19 protein-coding genes are annotated in these 21,608 nt (G+C 34.8%); 8 read left to right on the top strand and 11 right to left on the bottom strand.

All coding sequences use genetic code 11. The annotated features are described in order from the left end of the window. Positions 1-84 precede the first annotated feature (84 nt). On the top strand, positions 85-1,539 hold the full coding sequence (locus CLV73_RS01180; RefSeq protein WP_100375076.1) for a sigma 54-interacting transcriptional regulator: 1,455 nt from the start codon (positions 85-87) through the stop codon (positions 1,537-1,539). Between the two features lie 66 nt (positions 1,540-1,605). On the opposite strand, the gene CLV73_RS01175 is transcribed toward CLV73_RS01180, so the two are convergent. From CLV73_RS01175 to CLV73_RS01155, 5 genes are all read right to left on the bottom strand, one after another. Next, positions 1,606-3,819, bottom strand: a complete 2,214-nt coding sequence (locus CLV73_RS01175) for a TonB-dependent receptor (RefSeq protein ID WP_100375075.1) — start codon at positions 3,817-3,819, stop codon at positions 1,606-1,608. Between the two features lie 182 nt (positions 3,820-4,001). Beyond that, complete coding sequence (locus CLV73_RS01170) at positions 4,002-5,591, bottom strand: MFS transporter (RefSeq protein ID WP_100375074.1); 1,590 nt, start codon at positions 5,589-5,591, stop codon at positions 4,002-4,004. Between the two features lie 115 nt (positions 5,592-5,706). Beyond that, positions 5,707-6,828, bottom strand: coding sequence for an HlyD family secretion protein (locus CLV73_RS01165; RefSeq protein WP_100375073.1), 1,122 nt, complete (start codon positions 6,826-6,828; stop codon positions 5,707-5,709). Between the two features lie 18 nt (positions 6,829-6,846). Next, entirely contained in the window at positions 6,847-8,157 is a 1,311-nt protein-coding gene (locus CLV73_RS01160; RefSeq protein ID WP_100375072.1) for a TolC family protein, read from the bottom strand. Positions 8,158-8,246: 89 nt separating this feature from the next. Further along, positions 8,247-9,092, bottom strand: coding sequence for a helix-turn-helix domain-containing protein (locus tag CLV73_RS01155; RefSeq protein ID WP_100375071.1), 846 nt, complete (start codon positions 9,090-9,092; stop codon positions 8,247-8,249). A 73-nt stretch (positions 9,093-9,165) separates the two neighbouring features. Between CLV73_RS01155 and CLV73_RS01150 the strand changes: the two genes are divergently transcribed. Continuing rightward, positions 9,166-9,639 (top strand): Mpo1 family 2-hydroxy fatty acid dioxygenase, encoded by a 474-nt coding sequence (locus CLV73_RS01150; RefSeq protein WP_100375070.1) that lies wholly within the window; start codon positions 9,166-9,168, stop codon positions 9,637-9,639. Here the strand turns inward: CLV73_RS01150 and CLV73_RS01145 are convergent. Then, positions 9,636-10,703, bottom strand: a complete 1,068-nt coding sequence (locus CLV73_RS01145; protein WP_100375069.1) for a DUF2891 domain-containing protein — start codon at positions 10,701-10,703, stop codon at positions 9,636-9,638. The two genes, CLV73_RS01150 and CLV73_RS01145, sit on opposite strands and share 4 nt — an antisense overlap. Before the next feature lie 146 nt (positions 10,704-10,849). Here CLV73_RS01145 and CLV73_RS01140 point away from each other — a divergent pair, with 146 nt between their 5' ends. After that, the gene (locus CLV73_RS01140) at positions 10,850-11,722 is read left to right on the top strand and encodes a DUF4349 domain-containing protein (RefSeq protein ID WP_100375068.1); all 873 of its coding nucleotides are present in this window, start codon (positions 10,850-10,852) and stop codon (positions 11,720-11,722) included. A gap of 121 nt (positions 11,723-11,843) precedes the next feature. On the opposite strand, the gene CLV73_RS01135 is transcribed toward CLV73_RS01140, so the two are convergent. From CLV73_RS01135 to dnaA, 3 genes are all read right to left on the bottom strand, one after another. Beyond that, positions 11,844-12,542, bottom strand: coding sequence for an SAM-dependent methyltransferase (locus CLV73_RS01135; protein WP_100375067.1), 699 nt, complete (start codon positions 12,540-12,542; stop codon positions 11,844-11,846). A 31-nt stretch (positions 12,543-12,573) separates the two neighbouring features. Then, the gene (locus tag CLV73_RS01130; RefSeq protein WP_100375066.1) at positions 12,574-13,029 is read right to left on the bottom strand and encodes a low molecular weight protein-tyrosine-phosphatase; all 456 of its coding nucleotides are present in this window, start codon (positions 13,027-13,029) and stop codon (positions 12,574-12,576) included. Between the two features lie 125 nt (positions 13,030-13,154). Beyond that, complete coding sequence (dnaA, locus tag CLV73_RS01125) at positions 13,155-14,609, bottom strand: chromosomal replication initiator protein DnaA (RefSeq protein WP_100376943.1); 1,455 nt, start codon at positions 14,607-14,609, stop codon at positions 13,155-13,157. A gap of 137 nt (positions 14,610-14,746) precedes the next feature. Here dnaA and CLV73_RS01120 point away from each other — a divergent pair, with 137 nt between their 5' ends. The 3 genes from CLV73_RS01120 to CLV73_RS01110 all read left to right on the top strand — a co-directional run bounded on the left by CLV73_RS01120 (position 14,747) and on the right by CLV73_RS01110 (position 17,033). After that, positions 14,747-15,163, top strand: a complete 417-nt coding sequence (locus tag CLV73_RS01120) for an acyl-CoA thioesterase (RefSeq protein ID WP_100375065.1) — start codon at positions 14,747-14,749, stop codon at positions 15,161-15,163. Between the two features lie 414 nt (positions 15,164-15,577). Beyond that, on the top strand, positions 15,578-16,402 hold the full coding sequence (locus CLV73_RS01115; RefSeq protein WP_100375064.1) for a hypothetical protein: 825 nt from the start codon (positions 15,578-15,580) through the stop codon (positions 16,400-16,402). 187 nt (positions 16,403-16,589) lie between these two features. After that, positions 16,590-17,033, top strand: a complete 444-nt coding sequence (locus CLV73_RS01110) for a hypothetical protein (RefSeq protein ID WP_100375063.1) — start codon at positions 16,590-16,592, stop codon at positions 17,031-17,033. A 54-nt stretch (positions 17,034-17,087) separates the two neighbouring features. On the opposite strand, the gene CLV73_RS01105 is transcribed toward CLV73_RS01110, so the two are convergent. Continuing rightward, entirely contained in the window at positions 17,088-18,365 is a 1,278-nt protein-coding gene (locus tag CLV73_RS01105; protein WP_100375062.1) for a replication-associated recombination protein A, read from the bottom strand. Positions 18,366-18,539: 174 nt separating this feature from the next. Between CLV73_RS01105 and yidD the strand changes: the two genes are divergently transcribed. Together yidD and lgt are read left to right on the top strand one after the other, a co-directional pair. Then, positions 18,540-18,788: a membrane protein insertion efficiency factor YidD gene (yidD, locus tag CLV73_RS01100; RefSeq protein WP_100375061.1), complete on the top strand. Its 249-nt coding sequence runs from the start codon at positions 18,540-18,542 to the stop codon at positions 18,786-18,788. A gap of 405 nt (positions 18,789-19,193) precedes the next feature. Continuing rightward, positions 19,194-20,060, top strand: coding sequence for a prolipoprotein diacylglyceryl transferase (lgt, locus tag CLV73_RS01095; RefSeq protein ID WP_394336974.1), 867 nt, complete (start codon positions 19,194-19,196; stop codon positions 20,058-20,060). Positions 20,061-20,088: 28 nt separating this feature from the next. On the opposite strand, the gene CLV73_RS01090 is transcribed toward lgt, so the two are convergent. Continuing rightward, entirely contained in the window at positions 20,089-21,606 is a 1,518-nt protein-coding gene (locus CLV73_RS01090) for an NAD(P)H-hydrate dehydratase (RefSeq protein WP_100375060.1), read from the bottom strand. Positions 21,607-21,608: the final 2 nt, after the last annotated feature.

Below are 21,608 nucleotides of genomic sequence, written 5' to 3'. Positions count from 1 at the left end.
TTACAAACCAAAATAAAGCAGTTAGTTAAACCAAAGTAAGACGTTAATTAATACTGCTATATAAAACATTATATGATTAGACAAATGAAAAACGATACAACATTTAAAGAACTAAAAAATTCAGGATATACTCATAAAACCATCAATCAGGAAATTCAGGCTAATTTAATTGCTAAAATCAAAGCAAAAGAACCTGTTTTTGAAGGACTTTACGGCTATGAAGACACCGTAATTCCGCAATTGAAAAAAGCAATTTTGGCAGGTCATCATATCAATCTTTTAGGATTACGCGGACAGGCAAAAACAAGAATTGCCAGAAGCATGGTCAATCTTTTGGACGAATATATGCCGATTGTAAAAGGTTCCGAAATTAATGACAGTCCGTTTCATCCAATATCAAAGTATTCGAGAGATCTGATTGCTGAACTTGGTGATGAAACACCTATCTCATGGGTTCACCGTTCAGACCGTTTTTTTGAAAAACTGGCAACTCCTGATGTCAATATTGCAGATTTAATTGGAGACATTGATCCTATTAAAGCTGCAACTTTAAAATTACCTTATTCTGACGAAAGAGTTTTACATTACGGAATGATCCCGAGAGCCAACCGCTCGATCTTTGTTTTGAATGAACTACCCGATCTGCAGGCCAGAATTCAGGTTTCACTGTTTAATATTTTACAGGAAGGTGATATTCAGATCAGAGGTTTTCAGTTGAGAATGCCTTTGGATATTCAGTTTGTATTTACTGCAAATCCTGAAGATTATACCAACAGAGGAAGTATTGTAACGCCTTTAAAAGACAGAATCGGTTCTCAGATCTTCACTCATTACCCTAAAAGTGTTGAGCTTGCCAAGCAGATTACCGAGCAGGAGGCTTTAATTTCTTCAGAAGATCGGGACAAAATCCAGATCTCTGATTTGGCGAAAAATCTTTTGGAAGAAGTAGCTTTCGTAGCCAGAGACAGCGAATATGTGGATGTCAAAAGCGGAGTAAGCGCAAGATTGACGATCAGTGCCATGGAAAACCTTTTTGCAGCGGCTAAACTGCGTCTTTTGGAAACCGGTTCAGAAAAAACAAGCATCCGTCTTTTAGATTTTATGTCTATTATTCCTTCCATTACCGGAAAAATCGAACTGGTGTATGAAGGAGAACAGGAAGGTGCAGATCATGTTGCCAAAATTCTGATTGATCAGGCCATTATGAGATTGTTTGAGGATATTTTCCCGCGTATTTCAAAACTGGAAAAAGAGGGAATTAAAACTCCATATACAGACTTGATCCAATGGTTTTCGAAGAATCAGCTTGAGTTAAACTATTCAGATACGGATAAAGAATTCTATGCTAAACTGAATAAGATACAACCACTTACAACAGTTGTTGAAGAAAACGCCTCTGAATTGAGCAAAGAAGACCAAAACTTCTGCAAAGAACTTGTTTTATGGGCGTTAACCATCAGTAAAAAATTAGACAAATCTGAAAATCAGGCAGATTATACTTTTGATTCAGCGGATGTAAGACAGTATTTCCGTAATTAAAAATTACCGATTAACTTATAAAAAACAGACTTCAATAAAGAAGTCTGTTTTTATTTTATTATAAAATTAAAATTCAAAAGTATAGGAAAGATTGAACGTTCTTCCTCTTCCTTTATAATTAAACAGTTCAGGAATACCATAGGAAGAATATAACACCTGAGAACGCTTACTCCAGATCGTTTGGTAATCTGTATTAAAGATATTCTGAATTCCTAAATTGAATTTTCCCCAATTGAATCGGTAACCTACCATTAAATCGGAGGTATTATAACCATCAATCTCGTTATTAATATCATCCTTCAATTTAAAGTTTTGCAATGACTGGAATCTGAATGACCAGTTTTTGACATTATAACCAATATAAGTCACCAATTTTGATGGAGAAGCATTGTAAATCTCCTGCTTTTGCCATTCGCCTTTATTATCTACCTGAGACTGAATCAACAATCCGCTGGCTCCGAAATACACTCCGTTATTCATGCTGTAAGAAACCTCAGCTTCAATTCCCATATTTCTTAGTTTCAGATCATTAACCAAAATCTGGAATGAGGTTCTGTCTACCGTAATATTTTTATCCGAAGTACTTAAAAATCCGGCAATCTGTCCTCTTAATCCTCCTTTGCTAATACGATAACCTGCTTCAAACTGATTGGTTTTAATAGCCTGTAAAGGTTGCTCCTTTACATTAATACTTGAAGTAACATCCCAGTTTCCTGTGCCTGCATTCAGGGTATACACTCCAATTCCGTAGTATTTTGAAGGGTCTGCTAAACTTACTCCTTGTGAGAAAGTTCCCCAAACCTGATGCTGTTCATTAAATTTATAGAGCAATCCCGCGTTGGTAAGAGTCACATTATAAGAACTTTTTCCTCCCGGAATGGCAGAAGCTGATGCTCCGTATCCCATAGCCACCTGAGTTTGCTGCTGCGATCCTATGAAATCATCTACTCTTACATTCATATTCTGATATCTTATGCCTCCATTAAGCTGTAATTTTGGAAGAATATTGTATTTTGCCTGAACGTATCCTGCATAACTTTCCGAATGATTGGTAGGATATCTTCCCAAGCTGTACTTTGTTTCATTAACTAAGCCACCACTCGACATGGTCTTAGCGATATCGTACACTGATTGATTTCCTTCAAATTTCTCCAGATCTATATCTACCCCGTACGTTACACTAAGTCCTCGCCAGGATTTTGACAATAAAGCTTTTAAGCCTGAATAAAAAGTATTTTGTTGGGAAGAAGACATATAAGAAGTTGTTGCCGGTAATTTTACGGTTCCCGGAAACGGATAGAAACCTAATTTTTCTCCTCTTGTTGCCAACTGAACATATAGATCCTGACCGCCTAAAATGTTATTCCCATTATAGGCTAAGGTTCCCATATACCGTTCCGTTCCGATATTTTTATCCGAAGAAAAGCCATCTCTCATTTCCAGCAGACTTGCATTTTTTGTAGTAAAAGCAGCAAGATTCTGACCTAAATATAAACTGCGATCTCCATTAAATTTGGAATTATAATACTGAACAGAAGCCGTAATTTTATGGTTGTTATTAAACTTATACCCTCCCGTTGCCAGGATATCTAAAGACTGGTTGTATTGAAGATCCGTCTGCGTAATATCGGTAAGGATCTGTTTTTGATCAGCTCCGTACACTCCGCCGTTTTGCTGATACGCAACTCCTAATCTCCCGAAAAGCTTCTCTCCTTTTGCTGCAATAGATTGTGCCGCACGGAAATCATGGTCATCATTCCCCATAAACCCGGTACGGACCCCCACTTCTGTTTCCCCACTAATTCCTTTTTTCGAAGGAACTTTGGTAATGATATTTATAATCCCTCCTGTTGCATTCCCTCCATAAATGGAACTTGCCCCGGAAAGCACTTCAATTCTTTCAATATTAAAAGGATCAATCGCATCAAGCTGTCGGCTGATGGTACGTATGCTGTTCAATGATACGCCGTCAATCATAATTAAAGCAGAACGTCCGCGCATATTTTGTCCGTAATTGGTTCTTCCTTGTGGACCAATATCCATACTCGGAATTAAAATAGACAACATTTCTTTAATGGGAACTCCACTCTTTACCTGCTCCTGGATTTTTTCTTTCTGAACAACCCAAACCGTACCGGGAATTTCGGAGATTTTCGTAGGTTTTCTTGAAGCTACAATGACTACATCCTCAATACTTTTAGCGTTTGTAGAATCCGTAGTCGTTTGAGAAAATACAGCTCCTGAAATCAGTAAAGCAGCAACAACATAATGCTTTTTCATTCTTCTTGATTAAAAATTTTATAAAAATATTTTCAAAAATAATTTTTATTTAGAAACAATAAAAATAAATCAGTATGAAAAAATTCATATTCTTAAATAATTGTTTAATTTTTTAGCCATAAAAAAAGTAAAACCCCATCTTACAATAAAATGGAGTTTTACAGGTGAAAAACAAGGTTTCTTTATAATGCAGGACCCGCTGCATCTTTTATTTCATGTAACAATCTTTTTCTTTCGCGCAGTCTCTTTCTTGCTAAAGCTGATTTTCCACTTAATATTTTAACAAATCTTACATACCCGAAACGTTCTTTTCCGAAATGATGTATAAAAACATAAACCAATACACATATTCCTGCCAGAATAATATATCCGAATATTTTTTTACCGGCTACAATGATGGCATTCAGCTGAATAGCTTTAAAAGCTGCTGCATTTTGGGAAGTAACAGTCATTCCGTCCATATAAACAGCCAGATCTCCGATGGAAACCACCTGAAAATGATACAGGAACCATGAATACACTGCGGAGAAAACTCCAACGGCTAAAAATGTTCTCCATACCAATACCAATCCGATAGCAGCCAACATATCATCCATTTCCAGTTTATCCAACGTATAAAACCAAACGGAAATAAAAAGCGAACCCATTCCGTATCCTTTCAGGAACATCGGTAAATACCAGTTTTCATAATTGAATTCCAGCACCATCGAAAAGTACATTACGATTGCATAGCCTAACATTGCTGAAAAACCGGAAAAGATAAACATCTTTAATGGGATTTCTTTTTTAAACCAAAATATTGCGATAACTCCTGCTACAATAAGCCCGGGAATCATTAACAGGTTTAATTTGGCATTCGTTAATTGATCATACCCCAAAACTCCCACTGCAAAAGAATTCTGAATTGTAGTTGTTCCTAAAAACATTCCTAACATAAAAAGCATGAACAATCCGTGCTGAACATTATTTTTTGTGAATATTTTAAAAGAAAGATAAGGTCTTTTTAAAGTGAGCTGACGAATAGTTAACAAAGCAAAACTCAAGAAAGCTGCTATACTCGCATTGATAATATTTTTTGAATTGAGCCAGTCCTGCTGTTTCCCAAATGAGAAAACATAGGCCGAAAACATAAATGTAGAAACAAAAAGCAGGATACTCAGCCAGTCAATATAATGTAGTGGAACTTTTAACGCAAAGTATTTATCATGCATAAAACCCCAATGCACCAAAGCCAGTACAAAACATGCGACCGCCATGATGACATAAAAATGCTGCCAGTTATAATTAATTGAAACCTGTGCCGCATAATATCCAGAAATCTGATTAAGCACTAAGACAAAGGTATAAAACGCACCGTAAAAAATTCCCCGGTTACCGATCATTGCCATTAATGGTAAAAACAGTTCTATCGTTACCATCATTTTCAAAAATCCTATACATAATGAAGAAAACACAAAGATCATCGGATCAAGAGTGGTTGAATTGAGATAGCTCAGCAATCCCAAAAGCACCAGTAAAACAGTCATTTTATCCCGAACCTTAAATCTCATTTTCATTCTGAGAACAACCGGCATACATGCTCCCATACCTATGGTTGTCGCATAATTCGCCCACATGAAATATTCGGTCATCGCACCGGTTCTGCTTACTATATAACTGATGTTTCCCACGTAAACTCCACCCAATGGCATCACTACGGCAAGAAGCAATATAATCAGTAAAAGCTGTGCAGGTTTCGGAACCCAGTCGTTATATAATCCTTTGTTGTACATTTTTGTTGATTTAAATAAGAGCCAAGTAAGAAGTAAAAAGATTCAAGTATTATGTAGATTTATAATCAATTCAATTGAACTCTTACTATTTTTTTAACTTATAGAATCTCACTTTTTACTTTTTACTTTCAAAACTCACATTCACGTTCATCCCTGCACTCAGCTTATCTACATTTTCTTTTTTATTAGAAGCCGTAAACTCAATTCTCACAGGAATTCTCTGCTGAACTTTAATGAAGTTTCCGGTCGAATTATCTGTCGGAACACTTGAATACCTTGAACCAGTTGCCGCAGAAATTGCAGTTACCACTCCTTCAAATTTTTGTCCGCCCAAAGCATCTGCCGTCATCATCATTTTTTCCCCGATTTTAATATTGGGCATCTGGTTTTCCAAAAAGTTGGCAGTTACCCATTTTTGTCCGTTTAAGACAATCGTTGCCACTTGTTGTCCCGGTTGAATCAATTGTCCTTCGGAGATTGTTCTTCTTCCCATTACTCCGTCATAAGGTGCTGTAATCACCGTATAAGACAAATTGATTTTTGCCATATCCAAAGCAGATTTCGTTCTTTTAATTTCGGCATCATTTATTCCTAATTTACTTTTAACTTCCGTAGTCGAAAGGTTAGCTGACTGCTTTTGGTTCACCAACGTTTCATAGGCAGCCTTTTGAGCGTCATACTCAGTTTTTACCTGATCATATTGTTGTCTTGTAACCGCTTCAGAAGCCAGAAGATTTTTATATCGGGTTAAGTTTTGTTCAGCATTCCAAAGTCTTGCTTTTGCACCGGCAATGTTAGATTCCATGACATTAACATTATTTGAAACGGTATTTACCGATGAGCTTGTAGCTGTTTTTTGAGCCAAAGCATTTTGATAAGCCGCTTCAGCCTGACCAAGCTGCGTTAAAATTTCACGGTTATCAAGAATGACCAGTGTATCACCTTTTTTAACCTTTTGATGCTCTATAAATTTTATTTCTTTGATATAAGCAGAAACCCTTGTATTAATCGGGTTAATGAATTCCTCAACCTGCGCTGCTTCGGTATAAGTTTTGTCTCCAATATGAAAATATTCACGAACCAGCCAGAACAATCCGAAACCGATCACCAAAAAGACAATAACATTTGAAATGATGGCTCTGATTTTATTTTTCTTATTTTCTTTCTTTTTTGCTGCAGCACTTGACTGTACAAGTACTGAAGATGTATTTTGAGTATTTTGTTCCTTGTTTTCCATTGTTTTCAGTTTTAAAAATTAAAGAGTTCCCGTAGATTTCAGAAGATTGTAATATTGATACAGCACATTGATTTCCGCATTGGCATAATCCAGTTCTGATTGCAGCTTCTGGTTCTGTGCATCAATCATTTCCGCCTGCACTGCCAATTGATTCAAATATTTAGCTTCTGTAATCTTATAATTTTCTTCCGCCAATCTTTTAGCATCATTTAAAATATCTGCCTGCTGAATAGATTCCTGGTATTTTACATAGACCGCGTTCACAGTCATATCAATATTCTGTTGGGTTAACGTCATCGCATCATTGGCCTGCGTTTTCTGCAGCTCTCCTAGCTTTACTCTTTCTTTCGTTTTATATAAATTGTCAATATTATAGCTTAAAGAAACTCCTGTTTGCCAACCTCCGGAATACATATCCAGCACAGGATTTCTTGTGGTAACCGGTCTTTGTAAAGTATATCCTCCAAAGCCTGCAACCGTAGGTAACTTATCGGTTTTGATAATCTCAATATTTTTGTCTGCAACGTCCATATTGGTTTTCGCAGATTTCATTAAAGGATTGCTTTCGTGAGCAAGATTTATATAATATTCCATTCCGATTCCGGCATCCTTGCTCTCCAGACTTTCAATGGGAATGATCTCCGTATCTGTTGGTAAACCTAACGCAATACTTAAATTATAATTCAGGATTTTCTTGTTATTAGCTAAAGTCAAAATTCCCTGATCTAAATTCTTGATGGCCAGTTCACCACGAATCACTTCGTTCCGGGTAACCATTCCCTGCTGATAAAATTTCTGGATATTTTTTAACCTTTCCTGAGCCAATCTTTTGTTGTTCTGAAATACTTCCCGTTGGTTTAAGATCTTATAAACATCCAAATAATTAGAGATGACTAAAAATTTCACATCCTGTTTATTCCTTTCTAAATCCAATTTCGAAAGCTGTTCGCGAAGTCCGGCCAGTTCAATAGATTTATTTACCAATCCTCCTTTGAAGATCAGCTGAGTTGCCTGAACCGCATAAGAGCTTCCGTAATGAGGCATCGGAATATTGGTGGAATTGGAGAAATCTTTATCGATCGCCACTGCATCCCCTAAATAAAACTGACTTGTAGAAGCCGTTATGGTAGGAAGTTTCTGAAGTTTGACAACATTAGTATTCTGTTTGGCAATATCGATATTCTGTGCCGAAACTTTTAATTGCTGATGATTTTGCACGGCAAGTTCGGCCACCTCATTCGCTGTCATCTGTTTTATTTCTTGTGAAAAAAACAGCGCAGGAAATAGTGCTACCACGAGTGATAGTGCTGTTTTTACGTTCTTTACCATTTTACCTTGTTTTACGAGTACAAAGTTATGGCGTTCAAAAACTCAAACAAATGTTTGAGAATTGGAAAAAGATGTTCAAATGTAAGATTTTAGTTTTCGAACTGATGTCTGTATTGTGACGGACTTTCGCCCAAATGTTTCTTAAAAAAGTGAGAAAACGAGTACTGATCGCTGAATCCAAGAATTGAAGAAACCTCCGAAACAGTTTTATTTGAAGAGTTTAAAAGCACTTTAGCCTCATTAATTACAACTAAAGCAATAATTTGACTTGCAGACTTCCCTGTAATAGACTTGATAACTGATGAAAGATGTCTGGTTGTAATCGACTGACGTTCGGCATAAAATTCAACTGACCGCTCCGTAAGATGATGTTCCGCCAGATCAGTCAGAAATACAAATACAATTTCCTCCTGTCTCGACATCTGATTCATCGAATTGTTATCTTCTTTGGAAATAATTCCTGCCATCTGATAACAGAAAACAGAAAACAAATGCTCCACCATTTCTTTTTTGTACATCATTTCTGTCTCCGAATCCAGGATATATTTAAGAAAATTCACACTTTTCCAGACTACATCCATTTCATCCTGATGAAAAGGAACTCCGATGTTCATTTGCTGCCTGAAGTAACGGTAGGTTATTAATCTGTTGAACTTTAGTGATAAAGCTGAAATAAATTCACGTTTATAGGAAACCATTCTCGACTGAAAATCATCACTCACTGAAACCACTTCGTAAATCGTTTGCGGATCTGTTACCATGAACATGTTCGCAGAAAGTTCAAGATCACGGAAATGCTGCTTAAGCTTTATCGTACCCGTTTTAATGAAAATGAAGGCAGGATTTTCAGGACGGAACGGTTTATCGACAGCAATTCTCTCGAATATATTATGTTGTGTAAAAATATCAACTCCGAACTTTTCTAAGGCAGACATAACACAAATGTAAGCAAAGTCTTGAGCGATTGCAAAAATTTATTATTTTAGTATTTTACAAAATAGCCTTGATATGAGAAAGATTGATTTGCTACTTGCCGAATATGGCGATAGTCACAGAAACTCTACCAATAAACTAATTCACTGGATTTGTGTGCCTTTAATCTTCTGGACTATTTTAGGTTTCATCTCATACATCCCGACTCCCAATATATATCTGAAATATTTTGGATTCATGAGCATTGCAAGCTTCATCGCTCTGGCTCTGGTAACTATTTTTTATTTCAGATTGTCATGGAGAATTGCCATCATCATGATTTTTGTAATGCTTTTGATGGAGCATTTTGTTTCTTTAGCCAATGTCACTTTTGGCAAAAAATCATGGATTTTTTACCTGGCCATATTTATCATCACCTGGATTTTACAATTTGTCGGACATAAAATTGAAGGCAAAAAACCTTCATTTCTGAAAGATTTACAATTCCTTCTGATCGGTCCGATCTGGTTATTAAGTTTTATTCTTAAAAAATTAGGAATAAGATATTAATCTTCTAAAGCATAGACTGCAAAACTTGCTAACCAATGATCTCCGCCATAATTTCCCTGAAAGAGCAATGGAAGTCCATTGTTTAAAAATATAGTTGCTGTTTTCTGAAATTCTTTTTTCAACGGATGATGATCCGGGAGGGATTTTGCAATTCCTTTCATACACCATGCTTTTGAAAAAGACAATCCTACCAGATGAACCGTTTGATAGTCATTCAGATCACTTACTACAGGAATTTTTTCAATATTTTCCAGGCTTCGTTTTTCGTAGAATTTATTAATCCACTGTACGAATTCTTTTTGAGGTAGAACTCTTCTCATCAAGTCAGCAATTTCTAAACTTGGCGAAAAGAAATCCGAACCGTCCGGTTCCAGATAAGCAGGAGTTTTTGTATTGTTTAAATAGAAATATTTAGCTTTTTCTATCAACTCATTTTCGAAATTTTTATCCCCTGTTGCTTTTGCCCAATCCAAAGCAAAAACCATAGCAAATGCTGTATTGGGATGAACTCCTGTTCTGTTCGGATACGTTTGCTTTGGTAAGAACGTTTTCCAGGAATCCAGGATTTTATCCGTTAAAGGTTTTAAATTCTGATGCCAGATTTTCGCTTTCGGATGGTTCCAGGTTGCTAATTCTTCGTCCAGTTTCAACAACCAGGCCCAACCGTAGGTTCTTTCAAATGTTCCGGTTAATTGATATTTTGTGAAATAATCAACTTCGGTCTGAAGATTTTCTTTTTTAAAAGAGTTATCAAGTATATTTTCAATGTCTTTTGCAACCGGTAAGCCAGGTTTTGTCTTCAATAAACGAACAAGCATCCAATGCCCATGAACAGAGCTATGCCAATCGAAACATCCATAGAAGCTCGGATGCAGATCTTTTGGACTCAACGGAACTTCTCCGGCATTATTAATAATATGTGCGGTTTTATTCGGATACTCCTGATTGATACAGTGAAGCGGTTTTTCGGATAATTTAATCGCCATTTCATCTGTCAGTTTCGGAACTTCCTGAGCATAGATTAAAAAAGGAAAACATATAATGACTAAAAGACTCTTTTTCATTCAATAAAAATATAAAATAAATTCAATTTTAAGTATTTGAACTGCTTAAACAATAAAAATCACATCAATTTCAAACAATTATTGAAAATTTGGAATAAAAATAAATTCTTCGCATACTTTTTGATAAAACAATCAAAACTTTATGTATGAAAAAATTATATTTCTCTCTACTTTGTATCATTCTTATCGGCTGTAAAAAATCTGAAAATATTGCCAAAGAGGAAGTTCGTGCCGACCTAACAGAAATTATTCAAGAAGATAAAGTAGCAGTAAACTCACCTGTTGCGTCATACGCGTCTCAGCCTTCAGAGAAAACTGCTTCAGAAAATAAGGCTTCTTCAACACAAAGAATTGACACTATTTCCAAGAAAATTATTAAAAATGGAGATATGAGAATCCAGGTCGGAGATCTTAAGAAGTCGCAGGATCAGATCAATGAAATTATAAAAAACAACAAAGCTTACGTACAAAAGGAAGAATTTCAGAATACGGATATAGACGAAAATTTATATATTACCATCAGAGTTCCCCATAAAAACTTTGATGCTCTTGTCAATTCTTTTTCTAACGGAGTGGGATCTGTTTTATCTAAAAATATATCATCAAATGATGTTACAGAGGAATATACTGATGTTTCGATAAAATTGGCTAACAAAAAAATATATCTTGAAAAGTACAGAGATATGCTGAGAAGTGCGGCAACCACGAAAGATATGCTGGAAATCCAGGAAAATATCCGCGAGCTTGAAGACGAAATTGATGTATCGGAAGGCAGACTGCGCTTTATTGATGACCGTGTAAATTACAGTACATTAAATCTGAACTTGTACAAAGAGAAAGTAAGAAGCTCTGCCACTTCGAACATTGGTTTCGGAAGCCGTTTCGGTGATTCTGTAACGGAAGGTTGGAATAGTTTCGTGACTTTTATTCTGGGAATTATATCACTTTGGCCATTCTTTTTATTGATTCCTGTTTTTATTTTTCTTTGGAGGAAATGGAGAGGCAGAAAGAAGAAATAATACCAGATAAACTAACATTTAACTTGTCATTCTGAATGAAGCAAAAATGCAATGAAGAATCTCTAATAATGTAGTTGAGATTCTTCCTTCGTCAGAATGACAATTGAAAATTTTGTTATAATTATTTACCTAATACAAATACAGCAGGAATTTTATGAAGTTCCGGTTTCTGTTTTTGCCAGTCTTTAATAGTTTTTGTTCTAATAAATTCTTGTTCAGGATCGTTAATATTTGCAGCAATACATAACTTTGTATTAGGAGATAAAAACTTCGTCAGATCTTCAAAAAGCTGATTATTCCTGTAAGGAGTTTCCATGAAAATCTGGGAATATCCTGTTTTTTGAACTAAACTTTCCAACTGTAAAATCTGTTTTTTCTTTTCGCTTTTATCAATCGGAAGATATCCGTTAAACGTAAATTCCTGCCCGTTAAAACCACTTGAAATAAGAGCCAAAATAATCGATGAAGGTCCTGAAATCGGGATTACTCTGATATTTTTTTCATGACACCATTTTACCATTAAATTTCCGGGATCCGCAATACAAGGAAGTCCGGCTTCTGAAAGCAATCCGAAATCCTGACCTTTCAGCATCAATTGCTGTGCTTCTTTGATATCAGCGTTCTCAGTGTATTTGTCCAAAAGAAAAAGTTTCAGATCTGACTGTTTTTTTTCAGGAGCAAAAAACTTTACTACTTTCCTAGCGGTTTTTTCATTTTCCACAAAGAAGTAATCTGTCTGCATGATATATTCTTTAATCACAGGTGAAAAATGAGTGATAGAAGTATTTTCAGAAAGATAAGCAGGTAATAAAAAAAGCATGGTTTTGACTTATTCTAATGATGATTGTAAATTACGATTCTAACAATAAATTTTCTGCAATTTTGTCGCAGCCTTTATCCAGAAGCTGAAAAACGTTTTCAAAATCTTTCATATCTCCCCAATACGGGTCGGGAACTTCTGTATTTTTATGATCTCCTGCAGCTTCTAAAAATAAGGATATTTTTTGTCTTTGTTCTTCATTCTCCGCTTTTGAAACCACATCTGCCAAAACATCAACATCCATACAGTAGATTTTATCAAAAATTTCAAAATCCTTAGCACCAATAGGTCTTGAACGTTGTTTTGAAATATCTATACCGTGGTTTGCTGCTGTCTTTATGGCTCTTTTATCCGGATGTTCACCTTCATGCATAGAAATTGTTCCCGCAGAATCCACCATATAGTCTTCAGGAAGCTTGGTCTTCATAATTCCTTCTGCTAAAGGACTTCTGCATATATTTCCCAAACAGACCATTAATATTTTCATGAATATTTATTTAAAAAATTAACTGATTTAATGATTAGAAAGCAATATTATTACTTCAGGCAAAACTAAACAAAAAATGAAGAATAGGCTATATTCTTCATCTCTTGTATTTAATTTAAAGTATTTTAGTGTTTAATTCTTTCGGTAAGCTCTTTAACGTATTTTTTGACTTCCTTATCGATTTTAGATACATCTTTTATCGTTTCACATGCATACATTACTGTTGAGTGATCTTTACCTCCCATTTCTTCTCCAATTTTCGTAAAAGTAGCATTGGTAAATTCTTTAGCAAAATACATTGCCAACTGTCTTGGAAGAGCAATTTCTCTTTTTCTTGTTTTAGATAAAAGCTGTTCCCTCTTAATTCCGAAATAATCGCATACCACTTCCTGAATAAAAGGAATGTTGATCACTTTTTTCTGATTAGCCGCAATTTTGTTGATCGTATCTTTTAAAAGTTCTAAACTTAAGTCGGATTTATAAATTGTAGAGTAGGCAATCACTGAGTTGATCACCCCAATAAGTTCTCTCACATTTGTCTTGGCTTCCGCTGCAAGGAAATCAAGCATATCTTCTGTAAGAACGATACCGTCTCTGCTTAATTTGTCTTCAATAATTTTCTTACGGGTTTCTAAATCCGGAGATTTTATTTCTGCAGAAAGTCCCCATTTGAAGCGGGAAACAATTCTGTCCTGAATATCCATAATATCTGCCGGAGCTTTATCTGAAGTAAGGATAATCTGTTTTCCGTTCTGATGCAGATAGTCAAAAATATGGAAGAAGCTATCTTGTGTTGCAGATTTTCCTGATAGGAACTGAATATCATCAATAATCAGTACATCTACCATCTGATAGAAGTTAGCGAATTCTGTTTGTTTATGCGCCTTTGCCGCTGAAATAAACTGCTGAATAAATTTTTCAGAAGACAGATACAGCACCACCTTATCCGGAAATTGACTTTTCACTTCAAGTCCAACAGCCTGTCCTAAGTGCGTTTTTCCTACTCCATAACCTCCATATAAAAACAATGGGTTAAAAGCAGTTGCTCCCGGTCTTTTGGCAATAGATCTCGCCACTGTAGCAGCAAACTTATTACTCTCTCCTTCTACGTAATTTTCGAAAGAAAAATCTGATTTCAGATTAGAATCTATATTTACTTTTTTAATTCCCGGAACCACAAACGGATTAACTATGTTGGAAGAGAAACCTTGCGGCATAGTTTCCTGGACTTTCGGAGTGGGAACTGTTTTTCCTTTCATATTCATCGTAACAGGTTTTTCTAAACCAACCGGCTTATTTTCCATTACAGAATACCAAAGTTTCACACCTTTTCCTATATTTTTCTTCAGGGCAGCAGAAAGCAGGGACAGGTAATTATCCTCAATATACTCTTTGTAAAAATCACTCGGAACCATTAATGTAAGATTATTGTCAACCAAAGAAATTGGCTGCACTTTATCAAACAGTAAGTCGAAAGATTTTTCAAGCTTTTTAAGATCAGAATTATCTTCAGCTGCGTTGAGATTATCACGCATAAACTGAAGGCATTTCTGCCATATCATCATTAAATTTTCATCCATATTTATGCCCTGATTAGTTCTTTTGTTAGTATTATTTTTAGAAGGAAGACAAAGGTCCAATTTTTTATTTTCAAAAAAAAATATTGCAGGTATTGATTATTTAAAAATATATTTGTATGTATAATTTAAGTCTAAAAATGATACACACAACACACTCAATACGAGTACGTTACGGAGAAACAGACCCTATGAAATATGTCTATTACGGGAACTATGCAGAGTACCTGGAAATAGGTAGAGTTGAATTATTTCGCAGTATAGGGATGTCATATAATGAGATTGAAAATCAAGGAATTTGGCTTCCTGTTTCTGAGTATAAAATTAAGTATTTAAAGCCTGCTTTATATGATCAAAAATTAGAAATTCATACCTACCTGAAAAAGAAACCGGGAGTGAGAATAGAATTTGAATATGAAATCTACAATGAAGACCAGGTAAAATTAACCGAAGCTTCCACAACTCTCTTCTTTTTATCTGCTGAAACAAACAAAATTATTAAATGTCCGGATTTTTTAATGGACCTTATTAACAAAAACTGGAATCAGAATCAATAAATAAGAAATCAAATATTAATATCTCAGGCTGTTTCAAAAGTAAATGTTTTTGAAACAGCCTTTATTTTTTACATTATTTTCACAATTTAGAGATATATTTTTAACTGAAAAACAAGAATAAAATTAAAATATATTTGAATATCAATAACTTAAAAATTCACCCCCAGTATTTTAAATCATTTCAGTGAACAAGAATTAAAATTTTAAACAATAATTATCAAAATACTGTGAATAATTCATCAAAAAACAAATAAAAAAGAATAAAACAAAAAAAATATTTAATAGTTCAAGTAAATTATTAAATAAAACAAAAATTTAACTGATTATTTTTATTAAAAAAACTATAAAATCATTACTTTTTTTATTATATTTACATCACTAATTACTCAGAATACAAACAATTAAATATAAAACATGAAAAAGAATTTCTACACCCTGATCTTCTTAGGCTTATTCGCAACAGGCTATTCACAGACAGGAAACGTCGGGATTAATACGACTACTCCCACAGCAACGTTGGATGTAAATGGTAGTCCAACAGATGTAACTAAAGTGGATGGATTTATTCCTCCAAGAATTACTGGTAATCAACTAGCTGCTAAAGATGCTGTATATACTACTAATCAAAATGGGGTAATAGTATATATTACTGCTGCAGTAACGACACCTACCCCAAAAACAGCAAATATTACAGCTCCTGGATATTATTATTATGATTCCACTAGTAGTACATGGAAGTTACTAACTGGAAATTCAGGTTCAGGTATGGGTTCAGGCACAACCGTGTACGCAACGAGAGACGGAGCATGGTCACTATTAAATTTAGGGATTTCCGGAACTAACTGGAATAAAATTAATTTAACTTCTACTGATGTAAAAGCAGGTAACTCAGCATCATTTGTAAACGGTGTTTATACTGCACCGGAAGCAGGTCTGTATGAGGTGAATTATGAATTTCAATTAGAAGGTGGAGTTGATCTAAGCTTATTAGGAAGTAAAGTACTGGGTATTATAAAAAACGGAACCACTGTATATGAAACAAAGATATTTGATGCTGTGAGAGTTGCCGTTTTAACAGTTACTTTAGCAGCGGTTCCTGTAACTTCAAGCTCATTAAATACGATGATCCAGCTAAACGCGGGAGAAACTATTACATTTGCTGTTGAAACAGGCGGTGTAAATCTGGGATTATTAACCGATGGAAAAGTCAAGGTATCCGTAAGTAAAATCTCAAATTAATTATATTTTACATATATAATATATAAGCAAAAGCATTACTTTCAAGTGATGCTTTTTACTTATATCATAAATAACCGTAACAAAATACTTATTTCTAAACAATTCTCAAAATAATACATTTTTGCATTGAAGATTCATAAAAAAGAAGTATATTTATCGCGTTTTTAATTCCTATATTTATTAGATTATGAAAAAAATTCTATACTCTTTATTAATGTTTGCTTCTGTGACCGTATTTGCACAGAAAAACCCAAATGTAAAGTTTGCTGTTTGCAATGATGCTGTAGGAACTGTAAACTTATTTAATGCCAGAAAAGGAATGGTGCAAAGTACAACTCCTTATAAAGCTGCTACGCTTCCTGCAAACTTAAAAAAATACAGCTATTTGGCTCAGAACGGATTGACGGAAGTAAAATATAAAAAAGACGTAGGAACTTTAGACTGGATGCCTCTTTCTACACTCAACTCTCAATACCAGCTTCCGGAAAATAATCCTGTAGTGATTGAAGGGTATGAATTCAATGATGCTTCAACTAAAATCTATGCAGATATCATTGATAAAACTGAAGTAAAAGATTTTAATGGTAAGAAAACATTATTTATTACTACGGTTCAAAAATATCAATACTAATAAGTAGATCAATTACTTAATAAAAAATAAAGGTATCTCAGTGAGGTACCTTTTTTAATATTTATTATTCCATTTCTTTTTAAGCTCATCATAAATTTTCTTTTCCGTAGCATTATTTCCGGGTTCATAAAATTTCAAATCTTTTATTTCTTCCGGAAGAAAATCCTGGTCAACAAAATTCCCTTCGTAAGAATGGGCATATTTATATTCTTTCCCGTAATCCAGATCTTTCATTAACTTTGTTGGTGCATTTCTTAAATGAAGAGGTACCGGTAAGTTTCCGGTTTTCTTTACAAAAGCCAACGCGTCATTTATTGCAGCATAAGCAGAATTGCTCTTTGGTGAAACAGCCAGATAAATTGCCGTTTCACTTAAAATAATCCTTGCTTCCGGATTTCCGATTACATTGACGGCCTGAAAACAGTTGTTAGCAATCACCAAAGCATTAGGATTGGCCAAACCAATATCTTCAGAGGCCAAGATCAGCATTCTTCTTGCAATAAATTTAATATCTTCTCCGCCTGCAATCATTCTGGCTAACCAATAAACCGCACCATTCGGATCACTGCCCCGCATTGATTTAATAAATGCAGAAATGATATCATAATGTTGCTCTCCGTTTTTATCATACAGTGCCATTGTTTCCTGCAAAACAGACATTACATCTTCATTTTGAATTTCTTTTTTTCCAGAATTTTTAAACTGATTCAAAACCAGCTCTACAGAATTGATCAGTTTTCTTCCATCTCCGCCGGAATACTGAATAAAAGCCTGTTTATCCTTAATTACAAAATTCTCATTTTCATCTTTGTTGTATCTTGTCAAAGCAATATCAATAAGTTCTTCCAGCTTTTCATAAGTTAAAGCTTTCAACACATAAACCTGACTTCTGGAAAGTAATGCCGAAACTACTTCGAAACTTGGATTTTCTGTTGTGGCACCAATTAAAACCACCCAACCTTTTTCCACCGCATGTAAAAGTGAATCCTGCTGAGATTTGTTGAACCGGTGTATTTCGTCAATAAATAATATCGGAGATTTTCCGGAAAACAGATTTTGTTTTTTGGCATCTTCTATAACATCCCTTACATCTTTTACGCCTGAAGAAACTGCGGAAAGCTTAAAAAACTTGCGCCCGGATTTTTCAGAAATAATTTCAGCTAATGTTGTTTTACCGGTCCCCGGAGGTCCCCAGAAAATAAGAGAATTCAGTGTATCATTCTCTATCATTTTTCTTATCGTTCCTTTTTCTCCGGTAAGATGTTCCTGTCCTAGAACATCTTCCAATGTTTTAGGTCTCAATTTTTCAGCTAAGGGAATATTTTGATTCAATTTTCTAGATTTAATATAAGTAAATGTTCGGAACAATACTTTTCTTCGATTTTAAACGATCAATCAACAAATCGACAAACACCCGATTTTATCCGACCAACAGACATTTAAAGCTCCGAAACTTCTAACAAATTTAAACTAATTTTCAATTTTTTACGCTATTTTTGCAATGTTTTGAAACCTACATTCAATAAAATCATCACATTTCCACTGGTATTATTAATACGATTTTACCAATGGTTTATTTCGCCTTTACTTCCTAAAAACTGTCGTTATGAACCTACCTGTTCGCATTATATGATAGAAGCATTACAGGTTCATGGGATTTTCAAAGGATTTTGGCTGGGTGTAAAAAGAATTTCAAAATGTCATCCATGGGGAGGAAGCGGATATGATCCCGTACCTCCTAAGTGTAATCATTAATATAAAAACATCATTATAATGAGTAATGTATTCTTTAGACTTTATCTCTTGGTTTTTGCTTTTTTAGCACAAAATCTTTTTTCACAAAATTATGCAGACGGACTTTCTGACGCCACATTAAAGATAAATAATGAAAAAATAGCCGTAAAAGTATTTTCTACTACGGATGCTGAGACTTTCAAAGACTTTTCAAATAAGAAGAGCGATAATACACTTGTTATTGTAAATTCAGCTAACCTGGAATCTAAAGGAGGATGGGGAGCTTTTTATGACAGTTCTTTGAATATGTTTAAAATGAGCGGATACCAGTTTTTAGATAAAGACTTTAAGCCTACGCAAAATAAAGAAGATTATAAATATTTGGCAAAAGTTCCAAAAACAATACAGTCAACCGATCAGGTCGCATTGGATACTGAATATAAAATCTGGGATCCTTCTACCGGAATTCATCTGGGGCCAATTACATTGCATTACTATAGTTTGATGTTCATTTTTGCCTTTGGTTTCGGATATCTTTTAATGACAAGAATGTTCACTATTGATCATATTAATCAGAAATATCTTGAACCTCTTTTCACCTGGACATTAATTGGAACTATTTTAGGAGCAAGATTAGGACACGTTATTTTTTACCAGCCGGAGCTTTTCAAACAGGATTTCTGGAGTGTATTTTTACCGATCCAGACAAAACCTGAATTTAAATTCACCGGGTTTTCAGGTCTTGCAAGCCACGGAGCAACTTTAGCATTGATTTTAACAACATTATATTATTCATACAAAATTATTAAGAAAAACCCTTTCTGGGTGTATGACAGATTGGGAATTGTAGTGGCTTTAGGTGGTGCTTTTGTACGTATGGGGAACTTCTTTAACTCAGAAATCATTGGTAAGCCTGTAGCGGCAAATTCTCCGTTTGCGTTTCTTTTCCCTCAGATGAGTGATGAATACGGTGTGACTGTTCCAAGATACCCCACTCAATTATTTGAAGCGGTAGGTTATGTACTTCTCTTTATTCTTTTATGGGTTTTATATAGAAAAACAGACAAAAAATATCAGCAAGGATGGTTATTTGGTTTATTCTTTATTATTCTTTGGGCGATCAGATTCTTTGTAGAATTCTTAAAAGAACCTCAAGGAGATGAATTCATTCAGTTTGGAGGATTAAATACAGGGCAGATTCTTTCCATTCCGTTTATGATAGCTGGTGTAATCATTATGATTTATTCCAAAAAGTTCAAAATAACTGAGGCAGAAAATGCCAAACCTGAATAATTCTTTTTCAGAATACAACGTTTAAAAGTCACAATTTCTTTGTGACTTTTTTGTTGATGTATAAGAATATAGTTTCTAATTCTTTAATTACATCCGAAGGCTGCATTGATTCTTTAGAATGTTTTTCCGCTGCAAAATCTGCAGATTTCCCATGAAGCCAGACTCCCAAAACAGCAGCATTTTCCGGAGAATATCCCTGAGCTAATAATGATGTCAAAATGCCCGTCAAAATATCTCCACTACCTCCTTTTGCCAATCCGGAATTTCCTGTAATATTATAAAAAACATTTCCTTCCGGGGTTACAACCTGAGTATGATGATCTTTTAATACAATGTAAATCTTGTGCTCAATGGCTTTTTGCACAGCAAGATCAGATCTTTCAAAGGAATCCTTTGTTTTGCCAAAAAGTCTTTCGAATTCTTTGGGGTGCGGAGTAATAATGGAGCTTTCAGGAACCAGATCTACATATGACGGATCTTTGGAAATAATATTAAGAGCATCCGCATCCAGCACCAAAGGAGCTGAATAATTCTTTAAAAACCTTATTAAACTCTCTTCCGTTTTCTGATGGGTTCCTAAACCCGGCCCTATTCCTAAGACTATATCCTTATCAATGTCAATATTTTCAATATAGTCTTTTCCACCTTCCATAAACATTGCTTCCGGAGAAGAAGTCTGAAGTATATCATAACCACATTTTGGACTGTAGGCAAAAACGAGCCCTGCACCGCTTTTCAAAGCAGCTTTTACCGACAAAACAGCAGCTCCTATTTTACCATAACTCCCTCCCACTATTCCAACCTTACCAAAACTTCCTTTGTGTGAATATTCATTTCTGGGTCTGAATATTTTTTTAATAACCTCATCATCAACAGTAAAATCAGTTGTATGAGTTTCATTAATATATTGAGGATGAAGCCCAATATCTAAAATCACAACCTTGCCTGTATATTTTCCTGTTTCAGGATATAAAAAACTCTTTTTCCAGAATTGGAAGCTTAATGTATAATCCGCTTTGAAAACAGCAGAATCTTCATCCCAATCTTTATCCGCCAATAAACCCGAGGGAATATCTATTGAAATTTTTATATTCTGTAAGGAATTCAGTTCGTTTATAATTTTCAGTTCTTCTCCTTCCATTTTTCTGGATAGTCCTGTCCCAAAAACAGCATCAATGCAGATGGTCTGTTCAGTTATTCTTTCCTTTTGAAAATCTTTAAATTCTTTAATGCTGATCCCTGAAAAATCTTTTAGCTTTTTGAGGTTAACAGCTGCGTCCCGAGAAAAATTCCCTTTGGTATCTTTTACAAAAACATCCACATCAAAGCCCTTTAAATAGAGCAGTCTTGCAATAGCCAATCCATCTCCTCCATTATTGCCATTTCCGCAAAAGATTGTAAAATTTTTATGAATTTTACAGTTTTCTAAAATCCAATTGACACACGACTGTGCTGCCCGTTCCATCAGTTGTACAGAAGAAACGGGCTCATTGGCAATCGTAAATTCATCACATTGTCTAATTTTTTTTGCAGTAAAAATTTTCACTT

Source organism: Chryseobacterium geocarposphaerae (assembly GCF_002797535.1).
Classification (GTDB): Bacteria; Bacteroidota; Bacteroidia; order Flavobacteriales; family Weeksellaceae; genus Chryseobacterium; species Chryseobacterium geocarposphaerae.
Note: the sequence above shows the minus strand (reverse complement) of the source record. Positions and strands in the feature narration are given on the sequence as shown.